Origin of the sequence: Pseudofrankia sp. EUN1h, assembly GCF_001854645.1 — a bacterium.
Taxonomy (GTDB): domain Bacteria; phylum Actinomycetota; class Actinomycetes; order Frankiales; family Frankiaceae; genus Pseudofrankia; species Pseudofrankia saprophytica.
Map to the genome: position 1 here is coordinate 240680 of NZ_MBLN01000077.1, position 24764 is coordinate 265443.

Sequence of the window (24764 nt, forward strand, 5' to 3'; positions counted from 1 at the left end):
GCGTGGACCTGGGTTCATCGGACGAGGAGGAAGCGAAGCGTGACGAAGAGCCGACCGATCGACGACGGGCTTTTCATCCAGACCGACGACGGCCCGCGGCTCGTCGGCAGCAGCTGCCGGTCCTGCGGGACGACGACGTTCCCGCGGCAGCAGTCGTGCCCGAAGTGCACCCGGGTGGACATGGCCGACAGCGTTCTGCCCCGCCGTGGCGCCCTCTGGTCGTTCACCGTTCAGGGCTTCCGGCCCAAGCCGCCCTACGCGGGCCCGGCCGAGTTCGTCCCGTACGGCGTCGGATACGTCGAGCTGCCCGGCGCGGTCCTCGTGGAGGCGGTGCTCACCGAGAACGACCCGGAGCGCCTGCACATCGGGGACGAGATGGAGCTGGTTCTCCGGCCGCTGCGGCGCGACGAGGACGGAACCGAGGTCCTCACCTTTGCGTTCGCACCAGCCCGCTAACAGGCCGAAGGGCCCGCGATCATAGCGGGTCCCATCGGATCGCTCGCTTCGCTCCCGATCCGATGGGCTACGTGCGGCCGCACGCCCGGAGGCCGCGGTCCCAGTGACGTGAGAGGGGAACCTGCGATCGCCCGGGCATCCGGGCCGTTCTTCAAGGAAAGGGGCACGTCGTGGACGTCGCCATCGTGGGAGTCGGCATACATCCGTTCGGCCGCCATGAAGGGGTGAGCGGGCGGCAACAGGGAGCCCATGCGATCCGGGAGGCACTGAAAGACGCCGGCGTGTCCTGGACGGATATCCAGTTCGCCGTGGGTGGCAGCCACGCGGCCGGCGACGCCGACTCGCTCGTGTCCGACGTCGGGCTGACCGCCCTTCCGTTCGTCAACGTCTACAACGGGTGCGCGACCGGTGGCAGCTCGCTCATCATGGCCGACAGCCTCATCCGGTCCGGGGCACACGACCTCGGAATAGTCGTCGGGTTCGACAAGCACCCGCGGGGGGCCTTCGACACCGATCCGGCCACTCTGGGGATCGGAAGCTGGTACGGCGAGACCGGTCTCATGCTCACCACCCAGTTCTTCGGGATGAAGGCGCAGCGTTACCTGCATGACCACGGCATAAGCCGCTCCGCGTTGGCCAAGGTCGCGGCCAAGGCCTACCACAACGGGTCGCTGAACCCCAACGCCTGGCGGCGCGTCCCGCTCAGCGAGGAAGAGATCAACGCCTCGGCGATGCTGAGCCACCCGCTGACCCAGTACATGTTCTGCTCACCGGGAGAGGGCGGGGTGGCGCTGGTGCTCTGCCGGGCCGACCGCGCCCGTAAGTACACCGACGCACCGGTCTACCTCCGCTCCGCGGTACTGCGCTCGCGGCTGTTCGGCTCGTTCGAGGTGTTCAGCCCGTGGCTCGCGGTGGAACGGGCGGAGAGCCCTTCCGAGCAGGCCTCGCGCGCGGCCTTCGAGGCAGCCGGGATCGGCCCGGCCGAGGTCGACCTCGCCCAGGTCCAGGACACCGACTCCGGAACGGAGATCTCCCACCTCGCCGAATGCGGCCTGTGCAAGCACGGCGAACAGGAAGAGCTCCTGCGCACCGGCGCGACCAGCATCGGCGGCAGCCTGCCGGTCAACACCGACGGCGGGTGCATCGCGAACGGAGAGCCGATCGGGGCGTCGGGTCTCCGCCAGATCCACGAGAACGTGGTGCAGCTGCGCGGGGCCGCCGGCGCACGGCAGGTACCCGGCGAACCGAAGGTCGCGTTCAGCCACGTGTACGGCGCACCGGGCGTCAGCGCCTGCACCGTGATCACGACCTGATCTTGAGCGCCGGGATCCGAGACAGGTGCCGCCAGAGCGTCGGACAGGTAGTCAGGCTGCCTGCTGATCGTTTCTGTGGCTGGCGATGACGTGGAGGTTGTGGACGAGGGCGGTGCGGCGTAGGTCGAACAGCAACTCGGACGTGTGACTGAGGAGCCCTCGCTCGCCGAGCATCCGAGCGGGCCCGGTGCTCTGCGCTTCCATCGTGCCAGGTGTCTGGGCGCCTACCTCGTCAAGGTAGCGGCGTATGCGTCGACGATGCCCCAGCCGTAGGTCGGCGTGAACACGCCCCGCAGGTTGGCGATGGGTGTACGGGCGGTGGTGAGCAGGGCCCGTTCGACGTCGGGCAGCGTGCGCCCCTGAGCGAAGAGCAGGGCGGCGACGCCCGCGACGTGCGGGGCGGCCATGGAGGTGCCGGCAAAGGCGTCGTAGTCGGTGTAGCCGCAGGTGCGGGAGCCGGTGCCGCGGGGCACGGCGGAATAGACGTCGTCGGCGCAGCCGAGGAAGGCCGCTCCGCCTGGGGCCGCGACCGCTTTGCTGTCTGGTTTGAGCCCCAGGTTGGAGTAGGTGGCTTTGAGTTCGGTGCGGTCGGTGGCCACCACGCAGAGCGCGCCGGGATTGAACGCGGGAGTGCTGCACAACGGAGATGTCTCGTTGCCGGCCGCGGCGATGACGGCCACGCCGCGCGAGGCCGCGTAGCCGATGGCATCGGTCACGTCGCCGAGCAATCCGGTCAGGGTGAGAACCTGCGCGCCCGGCATTGCGCCGAGACTCAGGTTGATGACGTTCGCGCCGTGGTCGGTCGCCCATGTGATGCCGGCCGCGATGTCGGCGAACGAGCCGCTGCCGTTCTCGAGCACCTTGACCGGCATGATGTGCGCACGTGGAGCGACCCCGGCGATGCCCAGGCCGTTGTCGGCGACGGCCGCGGCGATGCCGGCGACGTGCGTGCCGTGCACGTCGGGTTGTTGCCCTGTGCCGTCCACGCCCTTCCAGTCGCCCAGCCCGCAGGGCGCCTCGGCCGCGCAGCCCACGAAGGTTGCGCCGGGGACGAGATTAGCGTGCAGGTCGKGGTGGCCGAGGTCGATGCCGGTGTCCACGACCGCGATCGTGGCCCCGGAGCCAGTGCTGAGCGCCCAGGCCTGCTTGGCGTGGATCTGGTCGAGTCCCCATTGCCGGTCGCGCAACGCGTCGGTGGAGGCGGCCACTGGGGTGGCGGCGGCAGCCAGGGTGGCCGCCACGACGGTGCCGCAGGCAAACAGCCTTCTCCGGCGCATCGGATTCCTTCCTGTTGCGGACCCTGGTGTGGACGTCGTTACAGGCGGACACGGCGCGCGCGGAGGCCGGGCTCGGCGGAAGCCGTCAGATTATTTGTGTAGGGGCTCTTCCAGCGTTCCGCTGACCATGGCCCGCGTGCCGTATAGATCCGCCGCGTCGCCGCAGCGAATTCCTTCCGTGCAGGAAACGTACCGCATCGCCGAGCGCATCAGATGCGCGGCAGAGGTCTGCACCGTGGTCTTCCCGTAGGCGGCGCCGATCGTGTCGGGAAGCCCGGACAAACCGTCGCAGCAGAAGATGAGAATGTCCCTCGATTTTCGCCGTTATGCCAGTCTGGTACCCGCCCGCGGGTCGTCTGACCACACTGGAGCAGCGGCTCGCGGCCGGCGACGTGGTTCGACGAGCGGCTATCCAGGGCCGCTCATGACCGCAGCGACCGAACCTGCTCGCGCGGGAAGAACTCCTGATCCTCGCCCCAGCCCCGCAGCCCGTCCCAGCGCCAGTCGGTCAGCGTCCAGAACGCCAACCGGCCGGGCCACCCGAACCAGCGCAGCGCGGTGCGCACGTCGCCCTCGGCGTGCAGCGTGCGCCCGCGGTCGTCCTCGGCATCGAGCACGACCCGCACCGGCGCTCCCCGCCGGCGCTCCAATACCCGTCGTTCGCCCCGGATCAGTTCGCCGAGTTCGCCGTCGCGGACGAGGTAGCCGTTCATGACCGTGTCCACACCGGGTTTCTCGCTGGCGATGGTGATGACGTGCCAATGCGAGTCCGGAGAGGCGATGGCCCACAGGTAGTCGCCGGAGCGCGACGCGCCGGGCTATTAGAAAGATGAACAAAGGCGTGCGATGTCGCCACCGCCGGTCTCGGGCCGGCGGTGGCGACGCTCTCTCGGCCGCGCTGTCACCCGCTATCCCGCGGTGTCCCAGGCCAGCTGGAGGTCGACCAGGCCGGCCGCGCCGCCGCGTTCGAGGACCGGCCCGTCGTCCGCGAGGCGATAGTCGGGGATCCGGCTGTGCCAGACCTCCAGCGCGACGGTCATCTCGGCACGGGCGAGGTGCGCACCAAGACAGCGGTGCGGCCCGGCCGCGAACGAGAAATGCCGGTTGGCCTCGCGATCCAGGTCGACGTCGTCGGGGTTCGGGAAGACCCTGGGGTCACGCATGGCCGAGCCCAGGGTGAGCTGCACCATGTCGCCCTTCTTCATGGGGCAGCCATGGAAGTCCACGTCCCGGGTGAGCTTGCGGCCATCCTGAATGATCGGGAAGGCGCGTAGGAACTCCTCGACCGCCGACGGCAGCACCGACGGATCGATCGATATCCGGTGTCGATGCGCCGGCGTGGTGGCCAGATGGTGGAACGCGTAGCTCAGCTGGCTCTTGACCGTGTCGAGACCGGCGAGCACCAGCACGACGCACATCTGGAGGATCTCGTCGTCCCGTAGCGGGCGGTCCCCGAACCTCGCCGTCATGAGGTAGCTGACGAAATCCCCCTCGGGATCACGCCGGGCGGCCCGGCGGTCCGCGACGAGAGTGACGAAGTACTCCATCATCGCAGTCACCGCCGCCAGCGTCCTGGCCTGCCCCTCGGGATCGGTGAAGCCGGCGAAGACCGTGTCCACCCATTCGRCGAACAGCCCGTCGTCGGCCGCCGGCAGTCCCAGCAGGGAGAGGAAGACCCGAGTGGAGTAGACCGCGGCGAAGTCGTTGACGAACTCGCAGCCGCCGGCATCGACGAACATGTCGATGGTCTGGTCGCACAGCTCGCGCATCCGGGGAACCAACGCGTTCACCGCTCGCGGCGAGAACGGCGGATTCAGGATCTGGCGGTACCAGCTGTGCTCGGGCGACGCGACATGCGTCGGTATCCAGTGATAACCCGGGTTCGGGTCCAGCGGTATGACCGAGTCGCTCCCGAAGATGTCCGGATTCTGGTAGGCCTCCCGGCATTCGTCGTAACGGGTGAGCATCCAGAAGCCGGTACCGAAATCGTTCCAGCAGACGGGCGCTGCCTCCCGAAGCTCCGCCATCTCCCTGACACCGGTCAGCACGGGGCGCGGGGACATGATGTCGTAGGTGACCACGGGACATCCGCCCCGCTCGGCCACCTTGGCGACGGTCGGTTCCTGCCGCGCCGCGGGTACCGGGTCCGCGGCGGTCGCGTCGGACCCGGGGGCGGCGGGCACGCTCATCAGCCGACCAGGCTCTGCTGCGGGATCTTCATGTCTCTCCTCTTCCTCGGCTCGTTCTCGCCGGTCGGACGGAAAGGCTGGTGGTCCTCCGCCGGCCAGCGGGTCGGTTCTCGGGGTCCGGCGATCGCGAGCGCCCGACCACCACAGCTCGTCACAGCCTCCCGGCCGCCTCCAGCTGGCGGATCAGCTGCTCCCGGTGGTAGGACGGGTCGCCGAACATCAGCGCGTTGCTCGTCGCCCGGCGGAAGTACAGGTGCGCGGAGTGCTCCCAGCTGAAGCCGATACCGCCGTGTATCTGGACGTTCTCGGCGGCCGCGAACGCGAAGCACTCCGAACAGCGGATCTTCGCGATGGAGGCGGCGACGGGCAGCTCGGGGTCCGAGGTCGCCGCCGCCCACAGTCCATGGGCCAGCGCGGTCCGAGCGGCATCCAGCTCGAGCGCCATGTCCGCGCAGCGGTGCTTGATCGCCTGGAACTGCCCGATCGGACGCCCGAACTGCACCCGCGTCCTCGCGTACGCGACGGCGGTCTCCAGCACCTGCGCCGCGCCGCCGACCTGTTCGCAGGCCAGGGCGATGGCGGCCAGGTAGCCGAGGTGCTCGAGGGTCGGGCCGGCGCCACCCTCCGGGCCGACGAGCCGGCCCGGCACGGCGTCCAGGTCGAGGCGTGCCTGGCGGCGGGTGAGGTCGAGCGTCGGCATCGCGGCGCGGGTCAGACCCGGGGCGGTCCCGTCGACCGCGAAGAGACTGACGGCCGATCCCTCGCCGTCGCCCGTCCGCGCGGCGACGAGCAGGAGGTCGGCGATGTGTCCGTCGATGACGAACATCTTCGTCCCGTGCAGCTCCCAGCCCGTCGCGCCGCGCGTCGCGGTGGTCGCGACATCGGCCGGATCCCAGCGCCCCGACTCCTCCACGACCGCCACGGTCGCGATGGTCTCCCCCGCGGCGATGCCGGGCAGATGATCCTTGCGGGCCGCCTCGTCGTCGATGTGCAGCAACGCGCCGGTCGCGAGCACGACGGTGGACAGGTACGGCGCGCACGTCAGGGTGCGCCCCATCTCCTCGAGCACCACGCCGACCTCGGCGAAGGTGGCGTCGCTGCCGCCGTACTCGGCCGGGATGCACAGCCCGGTGAGGCCGAGCTCGCCGGCCAGCCTCGCCCACTGTTCCCGGTCGTAGCCCTCCGGCGTCTCCATCAGTCGCCGGACGTCGGATTCGGCGGAGTGCGCGGCCAGAAACGAGCGCAGGGCCTTCCGCAGCTCGTCGCGTTCCTCGCTCGGTGCAAGATTCACGCTCCGGTACCCCCTTGCATGTCACTGGGCGGAGGGCCTCCGGGCGTGCGACCGCACCATGATCGCGTGCCCTTTGACCGATCAGAACCGCGGAGTTCCATGCCGTTCGACGGGCGGCCCGCGACGGGCGAGCCGCTCATTCCGCATCCGCGAGCTCGAGCTCGACGGCGTACCGCGCCCGGGCATCGGCGGCCAGGGACGGGAGGTGGCCGGTGGGGAACAACCCCGGGGCCGGTGTGACGCCGCGCAGCAGTTGCCGGGCCAGGTTCACCTTGTGAATCTCGGTGGGGCCGTCGGCCAGGCCCATGTGGAACGACTCCAGCACCCACCGGCCGAACGGCATCTCCGTGGAGATGCCCAGGGAGCCGTGCACCTGCAGCGCGCGGGACGCGACGTCCATCAGCACCTTGGGCATCGCCGCCTTGACCGCGGCGATGTCGGCGCGCACTTTGTTGTAGTCGTTGTACCTGTCGATGCGCCAGGCTGTGCGCAGGACGAGCAGCCGGAACTGTTCCATCTGGATCCAGGAATCGGCGATCATCTCCTGGACGAGCTGCTTGCGTCCGAGCACCTCGCCCTTGGTGGTCCGGGAGACCGCCCGCTCGCACATCATCTCGAACGCGCGCCTGACCAGCCCGACGGTCCGCATCGCGTGGTGGATGCGGCCGCCGCCCAGCCGGGTCTGCGCCACGGCGAAGCCGGCGCCCCGCTCGCCGAGCAGATGATCCGCCGGGACGCGCACCCCCTCGTAGCGGATGTAGGCGTGGGTGCCCTCATGCTCGTCATGCCCGGACACCCCCACATTGCGGACGATATTGATGCCGGGGGTGTCCGCGGGGACGACGAACGCCGACATCCGCCGGTGCGACGGCGCGTCCGGGTCGGTGACCGCCATCACGATGAGGAACGAGGCGAACCGGGCGTGCGAGGAGAACCATTTCTCCCCGTCGATCACCCACTCGTCACCGTCGAGGCGGGCCCGCGTGGTGAACCCGGTCGGATCGGAGCCGCCCTGCGGTTCGGTCATCGAGAAACAGGAGACGATCCGGTTCTCGATCAGCGGTTCCAGGTAGGTCTTCTTCAGGTCGTCGGTGCCGTAGTGCGCGAGGATCTCGGCGTTTCCCGAATCCGGCGCATGGCAGCCGAAAACGATCGGGCCGGAGTGGGTACGCCCGAGGACCTCGTTGAGCAACGCCAGCTTGACCTGCCCGTAGCCCGGGCCGCCGAGCTCCGGGCCGAGATGGCAGGCCCACAGCTTCCGTTCCCGGACCTGGTCCTGCAGCGGCGGGATCAGCTTCGCCCGTACCGGGTCACGCACGTCCCAGGCGTGCTCGATGACGAAGTCGAGCGGTTCGACCTCCTCACGGACGAACTCCTCGGCCCAGTCCAGCTCGCGCGCATATTCCGGATCCGTCTCGAAGTCCCAGGCCATGCCGCCTTGCCTCCTACGGTTGCTCGAACGTCTTTCTCGGTGACAGGCGTTCTTTCGGGTCGCTCCTGCTGACTTAGCGCCGTACGCTGTCGAGCCAGGTGAGGAGGAGTTCGTTGAATGCCTCCGGACGCTCCTGGTGCAACCAGTGCCCCGCGCCCGGATAGGCGATCGCGCGGCTGTTCGCCGTGGTGAAGGTTTTTTCCTCCCAGACGACTCGCGCCGGGTCGGCGTAGATCGCCAGCACAGGAACAGGCCTGCGGGCGAGCCAGGTTCTCGCCTCGTCGCTCAGGACGGTCGCGGGGTGCCGCAGGCCCCACTGCCGCATCGAGTCGGCCAGCACGTGCGGGGGGACGGTCAGAACCTGGCGTGCGTGCCAGCAGCGCAGGGCCGGCGGAGTCTCGGCCGTCCAGAAGGCCGCGAGGCCGGGCACGGCGGCCGCGGAACCCTGCTCGTCGATGGCGTCCGCGACCTCTTGGAATGCTGCGGGCCAGGCAGGGTCGTACCCGTAGGCTGGGTCCACCTCGACCACACCGAGGACTCGGTCGGGATGCTCGACGGCCAGGTGCGCCACGATCGTGCCGCCGAGCGAATGGCCGACGGCGACCACCCGGTCGATGTCGAGATGATCCAGCAGATGGACGAGATCCGTGACGTAGTTGTCGACGGCATAGCCCGAGGTCGGAACTGTCGTGTGCCCGTGCCCTCGGAGGTCGACGGCGACGACCCGGTGGGACGCTGACAGCGCCGGGATGTTGAACATCCAGTCGTGGGAGTCCGCACCCAGACCGTGCACCAGTAACAGGGGCGTCTCCCCGTCGCCGTCGTCGGAGTAGAAAAGCCTGACTCCGTCGAGGTCTGCGAACGGCATATCGAGTACCTCCGGTTGGTGCATCGGTCGGGCATGGAAAAGACCCAATGACAGCGGCAATGGCCCKCCGGGCCCGGACGAAGCCATGCGGATGCCCCGGGCCAGGGGGTGCGGAGCCCAGCTCAGCGGGGGATCTCACGCCATGGCCGGTCCCGGTCGACCCGCACGTCACCCGGCAGCCCGAGGATCCGTTCGGCAATGATGTTGCGCTGGATCTCGTCCGATCCACCCGCTATCCGGTAACCGGGCGCGCCGAGAACGTGGCTGGTCCAGGCGAAGGTCCCCCATTCGCCGGTGTCGGCCGCCAGGCGCGGCCCGAGCAGCAGTTCCGCCGCCCGCGACGCGAGCGCCATACCCGTCACCCAGTGCAGCTTGCGGAACGAGCCTTCCGGCCCGGGCGGCCGGCCGGCTCGCCGGTCGTGGGCTTCACGCAGCGCCGCCACCTCGGCAAGGCGTTCGCTGATGTAGACGTCAGCCAGCCGCTGGCGCACGAGGGGGTCGTCGAGGCGGCCCAGTGCGCGGGCCAGCGGGGCCAGCTCCCGCCATCCGCCGCCCACCCGGGGATGACCCCCGCCGGAGCCCTCACGCTCGAAGCCGAGTGTCGTGAGAGCGGCCTTCCAGCCCGCCCCCACCTCGCCCAGCCGAAGCGAGTCGGGAATGCGCACGTCATCGAGGAACACCTCGTTGAACGACGTGCCGCCGGACATCTGACGCAGCGGCCGGACGGTCACACCGGGTGAGTCGAGCCGCAGCAGGAACGCGGTGATGCCGGCATGTTTGGGGACGTCCGGATCGGTTCTCGTCAGCAGCATTCCCCACTCGGCGAACTGTGCCCCCGAGCTCCACACCTTCTGGCCGCCCACCACCCACTCGTCGCCGTCCCGGACCGCCCTGGTCGCCAGAGCCGCCAGGTCGGACCCCGCCCCCGGTTCCGAGAAGAGCTGGCAGCACAGGCTGTCGCACCGCAGGAAGGTCCGCATCAGCAGATCGCGTTGTTCGGGCGTACCGACCAGGCGAATCGTCGGGGCGATCAGACTGACGGTCACGGACACCAGCTCGTGCGGCGCCGGGATGTCGTAGCGCTCCTCCTCGGCCGCGAACGCCTCGACGAACTCGGGACCCAGCCCCGCACCGCCGTGCTCGGGCGGCCAGCCGAGCGCGCCGAACCCCGCGTCGAACTTCTGCCGCTGCCAGGCCGCCACGCGCTCGATCAGTGCCTGCTCCTGGGCGAAGGACAGGTTGTGAAAGACCGAGACGTCGTCGGACCCCTGCCCGGCGCCGGCATCCCGCCGGCCGGGATCGTCCTGTGACACCGCGTGTTCGGCGAGCCAGCTCCGCGCACGCCGCCGGAAGTCCTCGAGCTCACCGCTCGGATGTGCCGCGTCCAAATCTGGTCTCCTGCTCACTCTCCGCTATCTTCTGGCGACGAGCTCGACCGCGCCGGCGCTCAGTCCTCCAGGAGCTCGATGGCCTGTTCGGGGCAGGTCCTCGCCGCATCCCGAGACGCCGCTACCTGATCAGCCGGCACACCGACGATCTGATCACGGATCGTGACGTAACCTTCGTCGTCGTAGTCGAGGAAGTCCGGCGCAATGCTGTAACAGCGCCCGTGACCGGTGCAGCGGTCGCCAAGAACAGTGATCTTCACGAGGTGACCTCCCAGGCAAGCGGGAGAGTGAGCAGGGTCATCATGGAGCCGCCACCGCGTTCGAGCAGCGGCGCGTCGGTGGCCACCCGGAAGTCGGGKATGACCTTCAGCCATTCTTCGACGGCGATCTTCATCACCCGGCGGGCCAGATGCGCGCCCAGGCAGCGATGCGGTCCGGCCGCGAAACCGAGATGGTTGTTGGCCGTGCGACCCAGCACGAACTCGTCCGCCCGGTCGTAGACCCTGGGGTCCCGGTTGGCGCCGGAGACAAGCCCGTACACCATGTCGCCCTTGCGCAGCGGGCAGCCGTGGAACTCGATGTCACGAGCCACCTTGCGCCCGTCGCCGAAGATGATGGTGTAGAACCGCAGCGTCTCCTCGACCGCGGACGAAATCAGCTCGGGCTCGGCGATGAGCCGGCGCCGGTCGTCGGGATTGGTGGCGAGGTGCCGGAACAGGTAGCCGAGCTCCGCCCGGGTGGTGTCGAGCCCGGCGAGCACGAGCACGGTCAGAATGTCGAGTATCAGGGCGTCACCGATGGGCTCGCCGTCCAGCGTGGCGTGCAGCAGGTGTGAGGCGAGGTCACCCTCCCGCGGCACCGGCTCGTCGCGCCTTTCGTCCAGCGCGTCGACCCAGTACTGACGCATGCCGTCCAGCGCCCGGGCCATGGCCTCCTGCTGGGCGAGGTCGCCACCGAACCCGCGGAAGAAATCCTCGACCCACGGCACGAACAGGTCGGCGTCGGAGGCTGGCAGACCGATAACGGTCAGGAACACCTCGGTGGGGAACCGCATCGCGAACTCGGCCACGAAGTCACACCCGCCGCTCGGCGCGATCTGGGCGACCAGGCGTCGGCAGATCGCCTCTGCCGCCGGGCCGGCCTCGTTGACCGCGGCCGGCGCGAACCAGCGGCTCAGGAGCTGGCGGTACTTGCTGTGCTCCGGCGGGTCGATCTGGGTGGGCACGAACCGGTACACCGGTTCCGGCTCCCACGGCGTGATCGACTCGCTGGAGAAGATCTCGGGGTGCTGGTAGATCTCCCGGACCTCGTCATACCGGGTGAACATCCAGTAGCCCTGGGCCATGGTGTTGAAGAACGCCTGGCCCGCCTCCCGAAGCTCGTCGGCCTTGCGCCAGTAGCTGCCCGCCTCGAGGGCGGGCGACACGTCTAAGTGGACGACCGGACAGCCGCTCTGGACACGAGCGGGCTTCTCGACACCCTCGACAGGGTCGTCTGCCTTGTTGGCCACAGCCGACCAGCCCTCCCGGAGACCAGGTTCGTATGACGCAGGTCACCATAATCGTCATGATGAATCTCGTCAACGGGGTCGGCGAGCAGGCAGCTCCCCCGCGGCGAGGCCGCCCGGGGAAACCCGGGCGGATCCGGGCCGGTGCCGATCAGATGTGCGACCCTGCCCGGTATGACTCCTGGGTTAGGGACGACCGCGCTGCGCACCTGTCCGCTGTGCGAGGCGACCTGCGGGCTGGAGCTGCGGGTGGCGGGCGGCCGGGTCGTCGGCGCGCGCGGCGACGCGGCGCACGTGTTCAGCCGTGGCTACCTCTGTCCGAAGGGCGCCGCGCTGCCCCAGCTCCTGAACGACCCCGACCGGCTGCGTCGTCCGCTCGTCCGCGCCGCCGCGGCCGGCGCCAGCCGCGGCCGGCACGGCGAGGCCGGCTGGCGCGAGGTCGGCTGGGATGAGGCGTTCGACGTTGTGCTGGCCGGCCTGCGCCGGGTCCTCGACGCGCATGGCCGCGACGCCGTCGGCGTGTACCTCGGCAACCCGAACGCACACACGATGTCCGGCGCCCAGCACGTTCCGGCGTTCCTCGGCGCGTTGGGCAGCCGCTCACTGTTCACCGCCGCGACGGTCGACCAGATGCCGATGCACGCCGCCTGCGGCCACGTCTTCGGGCATCCGTCGCTGATCCCGGTGCCCGACCTGGACCGCACCGACTACCTGCTGATGCTCGGCGCGAACCCGGCCGTCTCGAACGGCAGCCTGTGCACCGCCCCCGACTTCCCCGGCCGGCTCGCCGCGATCCGGACCCGCGGCGGCAGGGTCGTCGTCGTCGACCCGCGGCGGACGCGCACGGCCGCCCTCGCCGACGAGCACCTGCCGATCCGGCCGGGCACGGACGCGCTGTGGCTGTTCGCGCTCGTCAACCACCTCGCCGTGACGGACCAGGTCACCCTCGGCGCGGTCGCGGAGCACCTCACCGGGGTGGAGCGCGTCGTCGAACTGGCCGAGCCGTTCACCCCGGAGGCGGTCGCGGCGGCCTGCGGGGTGCCGGCCGAGACGACCCGGCGGATCGCGCGGGAGCTCGCCGCGGCACCGCGCGCCGCCGTCTACGGCCGGATGGGGACGACGACGGTCGCGTTCGGCGGGCTGACGAGCTGGCTCACGATCGTCGTGAACGCGCTGACCGGCAACCTTGACGCCGCCGGCGGGGCGATGTTCGGCCGCGGTGCCCACGGCCGCGCCGACCGGCCGCGTCCCGATGGGCACGCCGGCGGCCGCGGGTGGCGCACCGGGCGTTGGCACACCCGGGTCCGCGGCCTGCCCGAGGTGATGGGAGAGCTCCCCGTCGCGGCGCTGGCCGAGGAGATCGACACACCCGGCGACGGCCGGCTGCGAGCGCTGGTGACCGTGGCCGGAAACCCCGCGCTGTCCACCCCGGACGCGCGGCGGCTGGCTGCGGCGCTCGGCACGCTCGACTTCATGGTGAGCGTCGACCCGTACCTGAACGAGACGTCGCGCCACGCCGACGTCGTGCTGCCACCCACCGACCCAGCCCGCGTCGGGCACTACGACTTCATGTTCGGGGCACTGGCCGTGCGCACCGTGGCCAGCTACTCGCCACCGGTCCTGCCGCCCGAGCCTGACGGGATGGCCGAGCACGACCTCCTGGCCCGGCTGACACTGATCGCGCTCGGCCAGCCGGCCGACGCCGACGTGTCGACCGTCCACGACTCGCTGCTCGACGAGGCGCTGCGCCGCGCGGTCGCCGAGCCGGGTTCACCGGTCGCCGGCCGCGACCCGGCGGAGCTGCGCGCGCTCGTCGACGGCGAGACCGCCCCGGAACGCCTGCTGGACGTCGCGCTGCGCACCGGCCACTTCGGTGACGGCTTCGGTGCCCGGCCGGACGGGATGCGCCTCGCCCGGCTGCTGGCCAACCCGCACGGAGTGGACCTCGGGCCGCTCACCTCGCGGATCCCGGCGATGCTGCGCACGGTCAGCGGGAAGGTCGAGCTCGCCCCGGAGCCGATCGTGGCGGACGTGCCCCGGCTGCGCGCCACCCTCGCCGCCAGCGCCACCGACGGCGCCGCCAGCGCGGACGTGGGCGCGGACACCGGCCTGGTGCTGATCGGCCGGCGCCACCCGCGGACCAACAACAGCTGGCTGCACAACGTCCCGGCGATGGTCAAGGGCCGAGAGCGCTGCACCCTGCTCGTGCACCCGGACGACGCGGCCCGCCACGGCGTCCAGGACGGCGGCCGGTCCAGGCTGGCGTCCGCCGCGGGCACCCTGGATGTCCAGGTCGAGGTGAGCGACGAGGTGATGGCCGGCGTCGTCTGCCTGCCCCACGGCTGGGGCCACGGCCAGGCCGGTACCCGGATGACGGTCGCCGCCGAACACCCCGGCGTGAACACGAACGTCCTCACGGACGCCTCCCAGGTCGACCCGCTGTCCGGCAACGCCGTCCTCAACGGCATCCCTGTCCGGCTGACCCCCATCGGCTAGGCGCGGCTCCGGAACTCCATCGGGCGCGGCGGCGGCCCGGTGGTCGGCGCCCGGCGCGGCGGTGTCAGCGCATACGTGATTTTCGGTATGCCGGCGATACGCGCCGGCTCGTAGCATCGCAGCATGCGTGTGTTGGTCGTCGAAGACGAACCCTATATGGCAGAGGCCATTCGCGATGGGCTGCGCCTGGAAGCGATCGCGGCCGACATCGCCGGTGACGGTGACACCGCTCTGAACCTTTTGAGCATCAACGCCTACGACATCGCCGTCCTCGATCGCGACATTCCCGGGCCTTCCGGTGACGAGATCGCCGAAAGCATCGTCGCTTCCGGTAGCGGCATGCCGATCCTGATGCTCACCGCTGCCGACCGGCTTGACGACAAGGCCTCCGGGTTCGAGCTCGGAGCCGACGACTACCTCACCAAGCCGTTCGAGCTGCGAGAGCTCGTGCTCAGGCTCAGGGCACTCGACCGCAGGCGTGCGCATATCAGGCCGCCCGTGCGGGAGCTCGCAGGTCTGCGTCTGGACCCGTTTCGCCGCGAGGTCCACCGGAATGGTCGATATGTCGCGCTGACCAGGAAGCAGTTCGCCGTGCTCGAAGTTCTCGTCGCCGCCGATGGTGGTGTCATTGGCACCGAAGAGCTGCTGGAACGGGCATGGGATGAGAATGTCGACCCGTTCACCAACGCCGTACGCATCACGGTCTCGGCCCTGCGTAAACGGCTCGGCGAACCCTGGATCATCGCCACCGTGCCCGGCGTCGGATACCGCATCGACACAGCACCGGCACCGGACACCGGGCGTGATGGAGGGGACCGTGAATAGATCGCGCGGTTTGAGCGTTCGCCTCAAACTCACCCTCAGCTACGCCGGCTTCCTCATGCTGGCGGGTACCTTGCTGCTCGCGGTCGTGTGGGTGTTCCTGCTGCGTTACGTACCCGAGAGGATCTACACAGCACCTCCCGAGCTGGGATCGCGACCCGGCACCTCGATGTTCATACCCGACCGCTCCGACCTGCTTCGAGCCTTCGTCCCGAAGGCAACCGCAATGCTGGAGTTCCTGCTGCTGTTCAGTCTGCTGGGAGGGTGGATCCTCGCCGGCAGCATGCTCGCGCCCCTGACGCGCATCACCAACGCGACCCGCCTGGCCGCGAACGGATCGCTCTCCCACCGGATCCAACTGGAAGGCCGCAGGGATGAGTTCCGCGAACTCGCCGACGCCTTCGACGCCATGCTCGCGCGGCTCGAAGCACACGACGCCGAACAGCAGAGATTCGCGGCCAACGCCTCCCACGAACTGCGCACCCCACTGGCGATCATGCAGACCCTGCTCGACGTGGCCCGCAACGATCCGAACCGCGATGCCGGCGAACTCGTCGACCGCCTACATTTGGTCAATACCCGGGCAATCCACCTCACCGAGGCACTGCTCCTGCTCAGCCGCGCCAACCAGCGATCCTTCGCCCGAGAACACGTCGACCTGTCCCTGACAGCGGAAGAAGCGACGGAAACGCTTCTCCCGCTCGCGGAAAAACATGGCGTCGCCATCGAGACCTCTGGCGATCTGGCCGCCACCCTCGGCTCATATCCGCTCCTGCTGCAGATGACCACGAACCTTGTGCACAACGCGATCGTCCACAATCTGCCTGAGCAGGGCACCGTGTGGGTCACCACCAGCGTTCACTCGACGACGGTGGTGCTCACTGTCGAGAACACCGGCCAGAAGCTCTCCCCACAAGTGACTTCCACGCTTGTCGAGCCGTTTCAACGCGGCACCGGGCGTACCCGCACCGACCACGCGGGGGTCGGCCTCGGCCTGGCAATCGTCAAGAGCATCGCCCAGGCGCACGGCGGAACCATCACCCTCACCCCCCGGGACGCTGGAGGCCTTTGCGTCACGGTGCGACTACCCGTCGCGCCACCGCACACTGACAGCTGACGATCAGCGGAACCGCCACGGCCCCGAGGTCCTCATGGGAATGGAGCCCTGGCATTCTCTCCGACTCTGACTCCCCGGCCCGCTCGACTACGTGATGGGAAAATCAAAATAGGTGTTTGGGTAAGGTTCGTGCCTCAGCGTGTAGTGCCACCATTCGTGATCGTACGAATCAAATCCACAGGCCTTCATGATGGAACACAGGTGCTGACGGTTCCTTGCCTCGACTGGCGTGATCTCTCTTGCGCCGTGATGTGAGACCGGATCCATCAGATCGTGGCGGCCGCCCATGTCGGCAAGCTCGCCGGTAGCCAGGTGATAGAGCGTCAGGTCAACCGTGCCGCCCCGGCTGTGGCCCGACCTGGCGGCCACGTATCCCTTTTCGAACATCTCGGGCCTGTCGATGTTCGGATAGTGTCTCGGCTTCGTCCGGCCATCCTCCGGCTGTTCTGACCAGCGCAGGAAGCAGTCTACGGCGCGTTGCGGGCGATAACCATCCCAGAGAAGAAGGCCGAAACCGGAGGCTGCGGCCTTTTCTCCCGCTCTCTCCAGGGCCGCGCACAGAGCCCTCGTACCGACGATCCGATTTGCCTGATATCCGTCCACCGGTTTGCCGGTAAAATTGTCCCAGGTGGCGTACTTGGCATCCCAGCGTACTCCGGGCACGAACTCGTCCACGAAGACGAAGTCGTTCTTCATCGCCTTTTTCCGTGCAGGGTCAGCGACACGATCCGATCGATCAATTCTGCGAGTGGCAGCCCCGCGGCGGCCATCATTCTCGGGTACCGGCTGTATGAGGTCATGCCAGGCAGAGTGTTGACCTCGTTGAGCACCACGGTTCCGTCTTCCGTCAGGAACATGTCCACCCGCGCGAGTCCCCTACAGCCCAGGGCGCGATATATTGCCTTTGCTGTCTCCTGGACGAGCGCGCGGGACTCCGCCGAGATGTCGGCGGGCACGATTGCTGTCGAGTTTTCGGAGCCGGTCTCGGGCGCACTCTCCTGATGGATTCTGAAGAAACCATGAGACAGCGAGATCCGGTCCACCTCGCCCGCGACCAGTCCGAATCGTTCCCCCAGGATCGCGCATCCCACCTCGCTGCCGACGACAGCCTCTTCGATCAACACCTTCGAGTCGTACCGTCTCGCGGCCTCCACGGCGCTCGGCAGGTCTTCTTTTCGAGATACCTTGCTGACGCCGAAGGACGAACCCGAACGGGCCGGCTTCACGAAGATGGGATAGGTGAACCCGTCGGGATCGACCTTCTCGTCCGCCGCGACGGCCCGGTAGTTCGGGGTAGCAATTCCCGCGTTTCCGGCGACGATGTAGGCAAGGGATTTGTCCATGCACAGAGCAGAGCTCTGGACGTCGCAGCCCGCGTAAGGAATGCCGGAGAGCTCCAACAGTCCCTGCATCGCGCCGTCCTCGCCAAGCTTGCCATGCAGAACGGGAAACACCACGTCCAGACGGATCATCTCGTATCCGTCCTGCTCCAGGACGAGCAAGCCGTGTACGCTTCGGTCCGGCGACAGGACGGCCGGACGGCAACCACCGTCCTCCCAGGCCGCGCCGGGGCCGTCACATAGTTTCCAGGCGCCGCTCCTCGTGATCCCGACATAGAAAGGCTCATACTTTTCGACATCGATGTTCTTCGCGATCTCCTGCGCGGATTTGACGGAGATGGAGTGCTCCTCGGAACAACCCCCGAAGATGATCCCGACCCTCAGCCTATCCATGCCGACTTCCCCTTCCCCTTCTCGAACTCGAGGCAATTGATGAGACTGTTTTCAACGATGTCACTCAGGGCATGGTCCGTGTAATAGGCGGTGTGGGGACTGATCAGCACGTTCGGCAGGCGTTGCAGCCGCGACAGCGACCTGCTTTCAGCGGGTTTGTTCCGGCAGTCGGCGTAGAATATTCCCTCCTCTCCCTCGAGGACGTCCAAAGCCGCGCCGCCCAGCCTGCCACTCTCCAATGCCTCGACGAGGGCCTCCGTATCGAGAAGTGAGCCGCGCCCAGTATTGATGATGAATGCGCCGTACTTCATCTGGCCGATACGCCGACGGTCCAGGATATGGTATGTGCCCGCGTTGAGTGGAGTATGGAGCGTGACGATGTCGCTCTGCCGCAGCAATTCTGTGAGGGAAACGTGGTGGGCAAAGGCCTTCGGACGGCTGTCATGGGCGAGTATTCGGCACGCAAAGCCCGCCAGCCTGTCGATGACCGCCGCGCCGATGCGCCCCGTTCCGACCACTCCGATCGTCAGGTCGCGCAGCTCCCTCCCGCGTACATCATTCAGCCTGTAGTCATGGTTATCCACGCGGCGGAGCATGGACTTCGCATCTCGAACCGCCATCAGCATCAGCATCAGCGTGTAGTCAGCGACGCTGTCCGGCGAGTAGGCGATGTTTCCGACAGTGACGCCGACGCTCTCCGCGTATTCCACGTCGATATGGTCACATCCGACGCTTCGCGTCGAGATGTACTCCACGCCGGCCCGGCCCAGAGCACGAACGATCGAGTTATCGATCCGATTCTTGTGGCCGACGCTGACGCATCGGTTTCCGAACGCCAGTTCAATGTTCGCTTCGGATACCGCGGCCTCCGCGATGGTCGGTATGATGCCGAAGCGAGGCGCCAGCTCCCGGAACAAAATGGCCTCGTCCTGCCCGCACCCATAGATGGTGATTCCCGTTCCCGGGGCGGCCGAGGACGACGAGGGGGACGAGGGCGCCGGCGGTCGGGCGCGGCGGGCCGCTGTTCGTGCTGGCTCGCTGTGGGTCATGCCGGTAGTCAAGGCGGCGCGGTGTAGCCAGCACGTATGCGTTTTTCAATATGCCGACGATATGCGCCGGTCAGCAACATGCGGGAGCATGCGTGTCTCGACCTACAGCGAACCAGTCACCGTCAGCCGCGGCCCGCGCGGCCTGCTCCCGCCGGCCTGCCCCAGCCCCGCCCAGGCATGATCCCGGTCAGCCTCGACGAGATCGTCGCGATCGTCGGCGGGACGCTCGACGGCGACGGCGACGGCGACGGCGACGTGACCGTGACCGCGCCGGCCGTGCTCGACGGCCGGCTGGCCGAGCCGGGCGGCCTGTTCGTCGCCTTCGCCGGCGAGCACGTCGACGGCCACGACTATGCCGGCCAGGCCGGCCGGGCCGGCGCGGTGGCCGTGCTCGGCTCCCGGCCGACGCCGCTGCCCACCGTCGTCGTCGAGGACGTCCAGGCCGCGCTGCAGGCGCTCGCCGCCCACGTCGTGGCCCGGCTGCGCGACGGGTTGACCGTTGTCGGGCTGACCGRCTCCCAGGGCAAGACCAGCACCAAGGACCTGCTGGCGGCCGTGCTTTCGAGCGTCGCGCCGACGATCGCCACGATCGGCTCGCTCAACAACGAGCTCGGCGTGCCGCTCACCATGCTGCGCGCGGACGCGGCGACCCGGTTCCTCGTCCTTGAGATGGGCGCCCGCCACATCGGCGACATCGCCGAACTCACGGGCCTGGCCGCGCCCGACATCGCCGTCGTCCTCAACGCCGGCCAGGCCCACCTCGGTGAGTTCGGGTCACGCGAGGCCATCGCTGCGGCCAAGGGCGAGCTGGTGGCGGGGCTGGCCCCCGGCGGCACCGCCATCCTCAACGCCGACGATCCTCGGGTGGTCGCGATGCGCTCGCTCACCGACGGTCCGGTGCTGACCTTCGGCCGGGTGGCGCACGCCGACGTACGGGTGCTCGACCTGGTGCTGGACCGGCTCGGCCGGCCGTCCTTCACGCTGCGGACCGCCGGCGCCTCGGTTCCCGTCATGCTGCCGCTCGTCGGCGGCCATCTGGCGCTCAACGCGTCGGCTGCCGCGGCGGCGGGGCTGGCAGCCGGCGTACCCCTCGACGTGACCGCGGCGGCGCTGGCCACCGCCTCGCTGTCGAAGTGGCGCATGCAGCTGTGCGACCTCGCCGGCGGCGCGACGCTGCTCGACGACTCCTACAACGCCAACCCCGACTCGACTCGCGCCGCCCTGGACGCGCTGGCGGCGATCGAGGGCAGACGCCGCATCGCCGTCCTCGGCGAGATGCGCGAGCTCGGCGCCGCCACCGTGGCCGAGCACCGCGCCGTCGGGGAGTACGCCGCCTACCGCGCCGACGTGGTGGTCGCGGTAGGCGAGGCGGCCCGACCGATCGCCGACGGCGCGGGAGAGCGGGCGGTGACGCTGGCCGACAACGACGCGGCCGTCGCATGGCTGTGTGGCGACCTCGCCGCTGGCGAGGTCGTGCTCGTCAAGGCCTCCCGCGGGGCACGCCTCGACGAGGTCGCCGCCGCGCTGCGCCGCCGGCTCCCCACAACAGGGCCGCCCCAGCTCGGCTAGAATCAGCGCGCCGCGGTTCGACGGAGGTCGCAAGCGGACAGAGCCGTCATGTTCTTCCGGGAGTCGACAGACGTGGCTGGGCGAGCCAATCCTGTTCGGCCCGACGGCGGAGATCCGCCCGCCGGTACCGGTTCGGTGCGCCTTCAGATTCTCGGTCCGTTGCGGGTGTGGCGTGACGGCGCCGAACTGGACGCCGGCCCCCGCCAACAGGCGCAGCTGTTGGCGCTGCTCCTGGCTCACGTGGGCCGTCCGGTGAGCACGAGAGAACTCATCGACCTGATCTGGCCCGATGACGTCCCCGCCAGCGCGCTCAACGTCATCCACAAGTACATCGGGGCATTGCGGCGGGTGCTCGAACCCGCGCTCCCCACCCGGGAGGCTGGTAGCTACCTGCACCGCCGCGGCAACGGGTACGTGTTCGTCGCCGGCCCCGGCACGCTGGACCTCGTCACGTTCCGGGAGCTCCTCGCAAGAGCCCGGGCCGCTCCCGCCGAGGAAGCTCGCGAAGCGGCGCTCGACCACTACGTCGAAGCGCTCGGCCTCTGGCATGGTCCCGCGGGGGATGGGGTCTTCCACGGATCGACCGCCCCTCCGGTCCTCGCCGCCCTCGACGACGAGTTCCATGCCGGCTGCGTGGCAGCCGCCGAACTGGCCGTGGCGTTGCACCAACCGGCGCGAGTAATCCCGCCGTTGCGGCTGGCCGCGTCGATGGCGCTGTTCCACGAACCCGTACAGGCCAGCCTCGTCACCGCCCTCGGCGCCGCGGGGCGGCAGGCGGAGGCGCTGTCAGCGTTTCAGGCGGTCCGCGACCGCCTCGCCGAGGAGCTCGGCATCGACCCTGGACCGGCGCTGCGGGCCGCGCACCTGCAAGTACTGGCGCAGGCCCCGAGGCCGACCGCGGCGGCGAGTACGGAGAGTACGGAGAGCGAGGGCGAACGCGTATCGGCGAGGCGGGCAACCGGCCTGGTCGGCCGGGAGGAAGAGCTCGGCGTGCTGCGCCGCGCCATCGAGAACGCGCTCGCCGGCCGCACCGGGCTCGGCATCATCGAAGGCGAACCGGGGGTGGGCAAAACGCGCCTGCTGGAGGAGGCCGCGCTCGAGGCGGACCAGCGTGGCGCGCTCGTCGTCTGGGCTTCCTGCCTGGAAGGCGTCGGAACACCATCGATGTGGCTATGGGAGCAGGCGCTCCCGGTCGTCCTCGACAGCCTGCCCCCTTCGGCGCGCGAGAAGTCGCTGGCTGGCGGCCTCGGTAGTCTCCTCGAATCTCGACACGACGATGCCGGGCCGCCGGTTTCCGGCGGCCGCGCCCAGTTCCGTCTGTTCGAGCAGGTCGTCACCGTCATTGCGCAGGCATCCTCAGAACGGCCGATGCTGCTCGTCGTGGACGATCTTCAGTGGGCTGATGCCGCCTCGCTCCAGCTGTTCGGCCACGTGATGGGCCGCCTACCCGCTGGCACCGCGATCATCGGCGCCCTACGCGACCGCGCGCCCAGCCCCGGCTCCGAACTCTCGCGAGTACTGGCGGCCGCCAGCCGCCTGGCCAGCCATCGCAGGATCCGGCTCGGCCCGCTCGGCCTGACCGACGTGGCCGAACTCATCCGTCGCGAGGCTGGCCACGAACCTGGCGTCGACGTCGCCCGCAACATCCACGTTCGTAGCGCCGGCAATCCTTTCTTCGCCCGCGAGCTTTCGCGGCTGCTCATCGACCGCGGCGCGTTCGGCGACGTCGACGCATCGACTCGCGCCGGGGTGCCGTCCACGGTGCGAGACGTCGTCCGCGATCGGATGGTGGGCCTCGACGACGGCGGTCGTGACCTGCTGCGGGTCGCCGCGCTCATCGGCCGTGAGCTCGACCTCGGCCTGCTCGCCCGCGCCGCCGGCATCGACGTCGCGGAGTGCCTCGAACGCCTCGAACCGCTGCGTGCGCTCGGCCTGCTCGAATCGGGGCCCGAGGACCCGTTCTCGTGGCGCTTCGCGCACGACATAGTCCGAGAGTCGGTCACCGAGACGACGGCGCATCAGCAGGCTGTCCGGCTGCATCTGCGCATCGCGGACGCACTCGACGAAAGCCAGACCGACGACGAGTCGATCACCGAACGCCTCGCGTACCACCTGCGGGCCGCCGGCCCTCTCGCCGACCCGGTTCGCACCGTGGAGGCGCTGAAGCGCGCCGGCCGCCGCGCCGCGACCAAGCTCGCGGTCGCGGCCGCCGATCAGCACCTTGAACTGGCCGCCCAGATCGCGCGAACCGCCGGACTCCCGGAACTCGAGCTCTCCGCCCTCTCGCTCCTCGCCGTCGCCCCGCGCCGGCAGGCCGGGTTCGGCGGCACGACATTCGATCTGCTGGAGCGCGCGGAACACCTGGCTCGCCAACTCGGTCAGGAGGTCGAGGCCGCCGGCCTCCTCTTCGCTCGGCTGTTCGGGGCCTACACCTTCCTGGAGTGGGACCGCGAACGTCTGGTCCGCCGGCTGTCCGAGCAGGGGGAGGCGTCCCGCGATCCGGTCGTCCGGGTGTACGGCCGGCAGGCCTGGGGCCTGCATCAGTGGGACAGTGGCAACATCGGCGAGGCATACCGGTGCTTCAGTGGCAACGATCCCGCCCTTCTCGACGGGGTTGTCTCGTCGCACAGCGAGACCCCGATCAGGCGTGACGTCTCGGGTGAGTGGCCCGGCTGGCTGGCCGTCGTGACCGCGCTCCACGGTGACGTCGAGACGGCGGGAACCCTGATCAACAAGTGGAACGGCCCCGAGGACCCGTACGCCGTCGCGACCTGGGCGTACTACATCACCATCATCGCTTCGATGGCCGGCGACGCGGGCTGGGTGACGCGCACGATCGAGCGGTGGATGGCCGTGGGCACGGGCCGCGCCGCCGCCCAGCAGGAACACTACGTACGGCTGAACTGGTACTGGGCCCGTGCCCTCACCGGCGACGACCCGGCCCGTACCGCGGCGGAGGCCGAACGGCTCCTCACCGGGACGCTGGTCGACCCGCCGCGGTGGGGCGTCGCGTATCACCACGCACTGATCGCCGAGATGTGGTTGGCCGCCGGCAGGCCGGACGAGGCGGGCGTCGCCCTCGACCGAGCGGACCGGGCCCTCGAGTCCTATGGCCAACGCTACGCCGAAGGACTTGTCCTGCTGCTGCACGCACGCCTGCTCCACGCCCGCGGCGGACCCGTGGGCGTCGTACGAGCCGCCGCCGAAAAGGCCCGGAAGCGATCCGACGAACGCGAGTGCTACCTGTTCGCCCGCCGAGCCGAGAGATTCCTCGCCGAGCTTTGACGGGCAGCTACCGGGACGGGCTCAGCTGGGCTCAACCGGGCTCGACGGGTGACCAACCAGCCGAACCCGGCCGCCGTGAAGAACATGACGATGCCGTACACCACGCCCGAGACGGCCATCTCGGCACTGTCCAACAGCGCTGGGCTCAGCGCGACCGTGATGGCGAGCGCGGTGTTGTGGATGCCGATCTCGAACCCGGCCGCGACGGCCGCGCGGTAGTCGACGCCGGCCAGGCGCGGCACACCGTAGCCGATCAGCAGGCTCACGACGTTGAAAGCCAGCACAGCCAGGCCGACCGAAAGGAATTGATCGGCGAGGTTCGCCCGCTGGGCGAACAGCACGGCGGAGATGACCCCGAGGAGGACCACGACCGACAGCACCCGGACGGGGCGGTTGAGCCACCGCGCCACCCGCGGCGCCCACGCGCGTACGAGCATCCCGATCGCGACCGGGACGAGCACGATCGCGAAGACCTGCATGATCTTGCCGAACTGCAGCCCGAGCGCGGCCTCGTCGGCCAGGAAGTACCCGGCCGAGAGGTTGACCACGATCGGCAGGGTGACCACCACCAGCACCGAGTTGGTCGCGGTGAGCGTGATGTTCAGCGCGACGTTCCCGCCGAACAGGTGGCTGAACAGGTTGGCTGTCGGGCCGCCCGGCGAGGCCGCGACCAGTATCAACCCGACCGCCAGCTCCGGCGAAAGCCGGAAGGCGAGCACCACGCCGAAGCAGATCGCCGGCAGCAGCACCACCTGGCAGAGCAGCGCGACCACGACCGCCCTCGGATGCCGGCCGACCCGCCGGAAGTCGTCCAGGGCCAGGCCGAGGCCCAGACCAAACATGACGATGCCGAGGGCGAAAGGCAGACTGGCCAGGATCAGCGCGAAATCCACGGCGACATCCTTGGGCATGCTGTGGCCGGGCCGCGGACTGGCCCGGCGCTTCGACCCTTGACTCCTGTCCGTCCATTTC

Annotated in this window: 20 protein-coding genes and 1 pseudogene; 7 read left to right on the forward strand and 14 right to left on the reverse strand. The window is 69.3% G+C overall.

The features are described from left to right. The first annotated feature begins 39 nt into the window (after nt 1-39). The gene (locus tag BCD49_RS31665; protein ID WP_007510144.1) at nt 40-456 is read left to right on the forward strand and encodes a Zn-ribbon domain-containing OB-fold protein; all 417 of its coding nucleotides are present in this window, start codon (nt 40-42) and stop codon (nt 454-456) included. A 170-nt stretch (nt 457-626) separates the two neighbouring features. Next, nucleotides 627-1769 carry a thiolase family protein gene (locus BCD49_RS31670; protein ID WP_007510143.1) on the forward strand — a complete coding sequence of 381 codons (1143 nt, stop codon included), beginning with the start codon at nt 627-629 and terminating at the stop codon, nt 1767-1769. A gap of 224 nt (nt 1770-1993) precedes the next feature. On the opposite strand, the gene BCD49_RS31675 is transcribed toward BCD49_RS31670, so the two are convergent. From BCD49_RS31675 to BCD49_RS31720, 10 genes and pseudogenes are all read right to left on the reverse strand, one after another. Further along, complete coding sequence (locus tag BCD49_RS31675) at nt 1994-3046, reverse strand: S8 family serine peptidase (RefSeq protein ID WP_071042237.1); 1053 nt, start codon at nt 3044-3046, stop codon at nt 1994-1996. A 183-nt stretch (nt 3047-3229) separates the two neighbouring features. After that, nucleotides 3230-3355 (reverse strand): annotated as a pseudogene (locus tag BCD49_RS46565) (transposase); the annotation flags it as partial. 113 nt (nt 3356-3468) lie between these two features. Further along, on the reverse strand, nt 3469-3837 hold the full coding sequence (locus BCD49_RS31685; RefSeq protein WP_442960536.1) for a DUF7064 domain-containing protein: 369 nt from the start codon (nt 3835-3837) through the stop codon (nt 3469-3471). A gap of 117 nt (nt 3838-3954) precedes the next feature. Next, nucleotides 3955-5235, reverse strand: coding sequence for a cytochrome P450 (locus BCD49_RS31690; protein ID WP_083401815.1), 1281 nt, complete (start codon nt 5233-5235; stop codon nt 3955-3957). A gap of 151 nt (nt 5236-5386) precedes the next feature. Further along, on the reverse strand, nt 5387-6526 hold the full coding sequence (locus BCD49_RS31695) for an acyl-CoA dehydrogenase family protein (RefSeq protein ID WP_007510139.1): 1140 nt from the start codon (nt 6524-6526) through the stop codon (nt 5387-5389). Nucleotides 6527-6662: 136 nt separating this feature from the next. Next, nucleotides 6663-7958, reverse strand: coding sequence for an acyl-CoA dehydrogenase family protein (locus BCD49_RS31700; RefSeq protein ID WP_007510138.1), 1296 nt, complete (start codon nt 7956-7958; stop codon nt 6663-6665). Nucleotides 7959-8031: 73 nt separating this feature from the next. After that, nucleotides 8032-8826 carry an alpha/beta fold hydrolase gene (locus BCD49_RS31705; RefSeq protein ID WP_007510137.1) on the reverse strand — a complete coding sequence of 265 codons (795 nt, stop codon included), beginning with the start codon at nt 8824-8826 and terminating at the stop codon, nt 8032-8034. Between the two features lie 122 nt (nt 8827-8948). Further along, the gene (locus BCD49_RS31710) at nt 8949-10214 is read right to left on the reverse strand and encodes an acyl-CoA dehydrogenase family protein (protein WP_007510136.1); all 1266 of its coding nucleotides are present in this window, start codon (nt 10212-10214) and stop codon (nt 8949-8951) included. 59 nt (nt 10215-10273) lie between these two features. Beyond that, a complete protein-coding gene (locus BCD49_RS31715; RefSeq protein WP_007510135.1) occupies nt 10274-10474 on the reverse strand; it encodes a ferredoxin in 201 nt (66 codons plus the stop codon). Continuing rightward, nucleotides 10471-11724 carry a cytochrome P450 gene (locus tag BCD49_RS31720; protein ID WP_007510134.1) on the reverse strand — a complete coding sequence of 418 codons (1254 nt, stop codon included), beginning with the start codon at nt 11722-11724 and terminating at the stop codon, nt 10471-10473. The genes BCD49_RS31715 and BCD49_RS31720 overlap by 4 nt, the downstream gene beginning before the upstream one ends. Before the next feature lie 171 nt (nt 11725-11895). Between BCD49_RS31720 and BCD49_RS31725 the strand changes: the two genes are divergently transcribed. The 3 genes from BCD49_RS31725 (at nt 11896) to BCD49_RS31735 (ending at nt 16156) form a co-directional block, all read left to right on the forward strand. Then, complete coding sequence (locus tag BCD49_RS31725) at nt 11896-14217, forward strand: molybdopterin-dependent oxidoreductase (protein WP_035925039.1); 2322 nt, start codon at nt 11896-11898, stop codon at nt 14215-14217. Between the two features lie 123 nt (nt 14218-14340). Further along, nucleotides 14341-15042, forward strand: coding sequence for a response regulator transcription factor (locus BCD49_RS31730; protein WP_007510132.1), 702 nt, complete (start codon nt 14341-14343; stop codon nt 15040-15042). After that, a complete protein-coding gene (locus BCD49_RS31735) occupies nt 15035-16156 on the forward strand; it encodes a sensor histidine kinase (RefSeq protein WP_007510131.1) in 1122 nt (373 codons plus the stop codon). Before BCD49_RS31730 ends, BCD49_RS31735 begins: the two co-directional genes overlap by 8 nt. An 87-nt stretch (nt 16157-16243) precedes the next feature. On the opposite strand, the gene vanX is transcribed toward BCD49_RS31735, so the two are convergent. Genes vanX through BCD49_RS31750 form a run of 3 tightly spaced genes read right to left on the reverse strand, consistent with a single transcriptional unit; the run spans nt 16244 to nt 18938 of the window. Further along, entirely contained in the window at nt 16244-16852 is a 609-nt protein-coding gene (gene vanX / locus BCD49_RS31740; protein ID WP_007510130.1) for a D-Ala-D-Ala dipeptidase VanX, read from the reverse strand. Beyond that, complete coding sequence (gene vanA / locus BCD49_RS31745) at nt 16849-17889, reverse strand: D-alanine--(R)-lactate ligase (protein WP_007510129.1); 1041 nt, start codon at nt 17887-17889, stop codon at nt 16849-16851. The genes vanX and vanA overlap by 4 nt, the downstream gene beginning before the upstream one ends. Continuing rightward, nucleotides 17877-18938 carry a D-isomer specific 2-hydroxyacid dehydrogenase family protein gene (locus BCD49_RS31750; protein WP_083401817.1) on the reverse strand — a complete coding sequence of 354 codons (1062 nt, stop codon included), beginning with the start codon at nt 18936-18938 and terminating at the stop codon, nt 17877-17879. The genes vanA and BCD49_RS31750 overlap by 13 nt, the downstream gene beginning before the upstream one ends. Before the next feature lie 177 nt (nt 18939-19115). On the opposite strand from BCD49_RS31750, the gene BCD49_RS31755 reads away from it, so the two are divergent. Next, a complete protein-coding gene (locus BCD49_RS31755) occupies nt 19116-20507 on the forward strand; it encodes a UDP-N-acetylmuramoyl-tripeptide--D-alanyl-D-alanine ligase (protein ID WP_071042238.1) in 1392 nt (463 codons plus the stop codon). A gap of 48 nt (nt 20508-20555) precedes the next feature. Beyond that, a complete protein-coding gene (locus BCD49_RS31760) occupies nt 20556-23792 on the forward strand; it encodes a BTAD domain-containing putative transcriptional regulator (RefSeq protein ID WP_007510126.1) in 3237 nt (1078 codons plus the stop codon). Here the strand turns inward: BCD49_RS31760 and BCD49_RS31765 are convergent. Next, nucleotides 23747-24685 (reverse strand): bile acid:sodium symporter family protein, encoded by a 939-nt coding sequence (locus BCD49_RS31765; RefSeq protein WP_083401821.1) that lies wholly within the window; start codon nt 24683-24685, stop codon nt 23747-23749. The genes BCD49_RS31760 and BCD49_RS31765 overlap by 46 nt on opposite strands. Nucleotides 24686-24764: the final 79 nt, after the last annotated feature.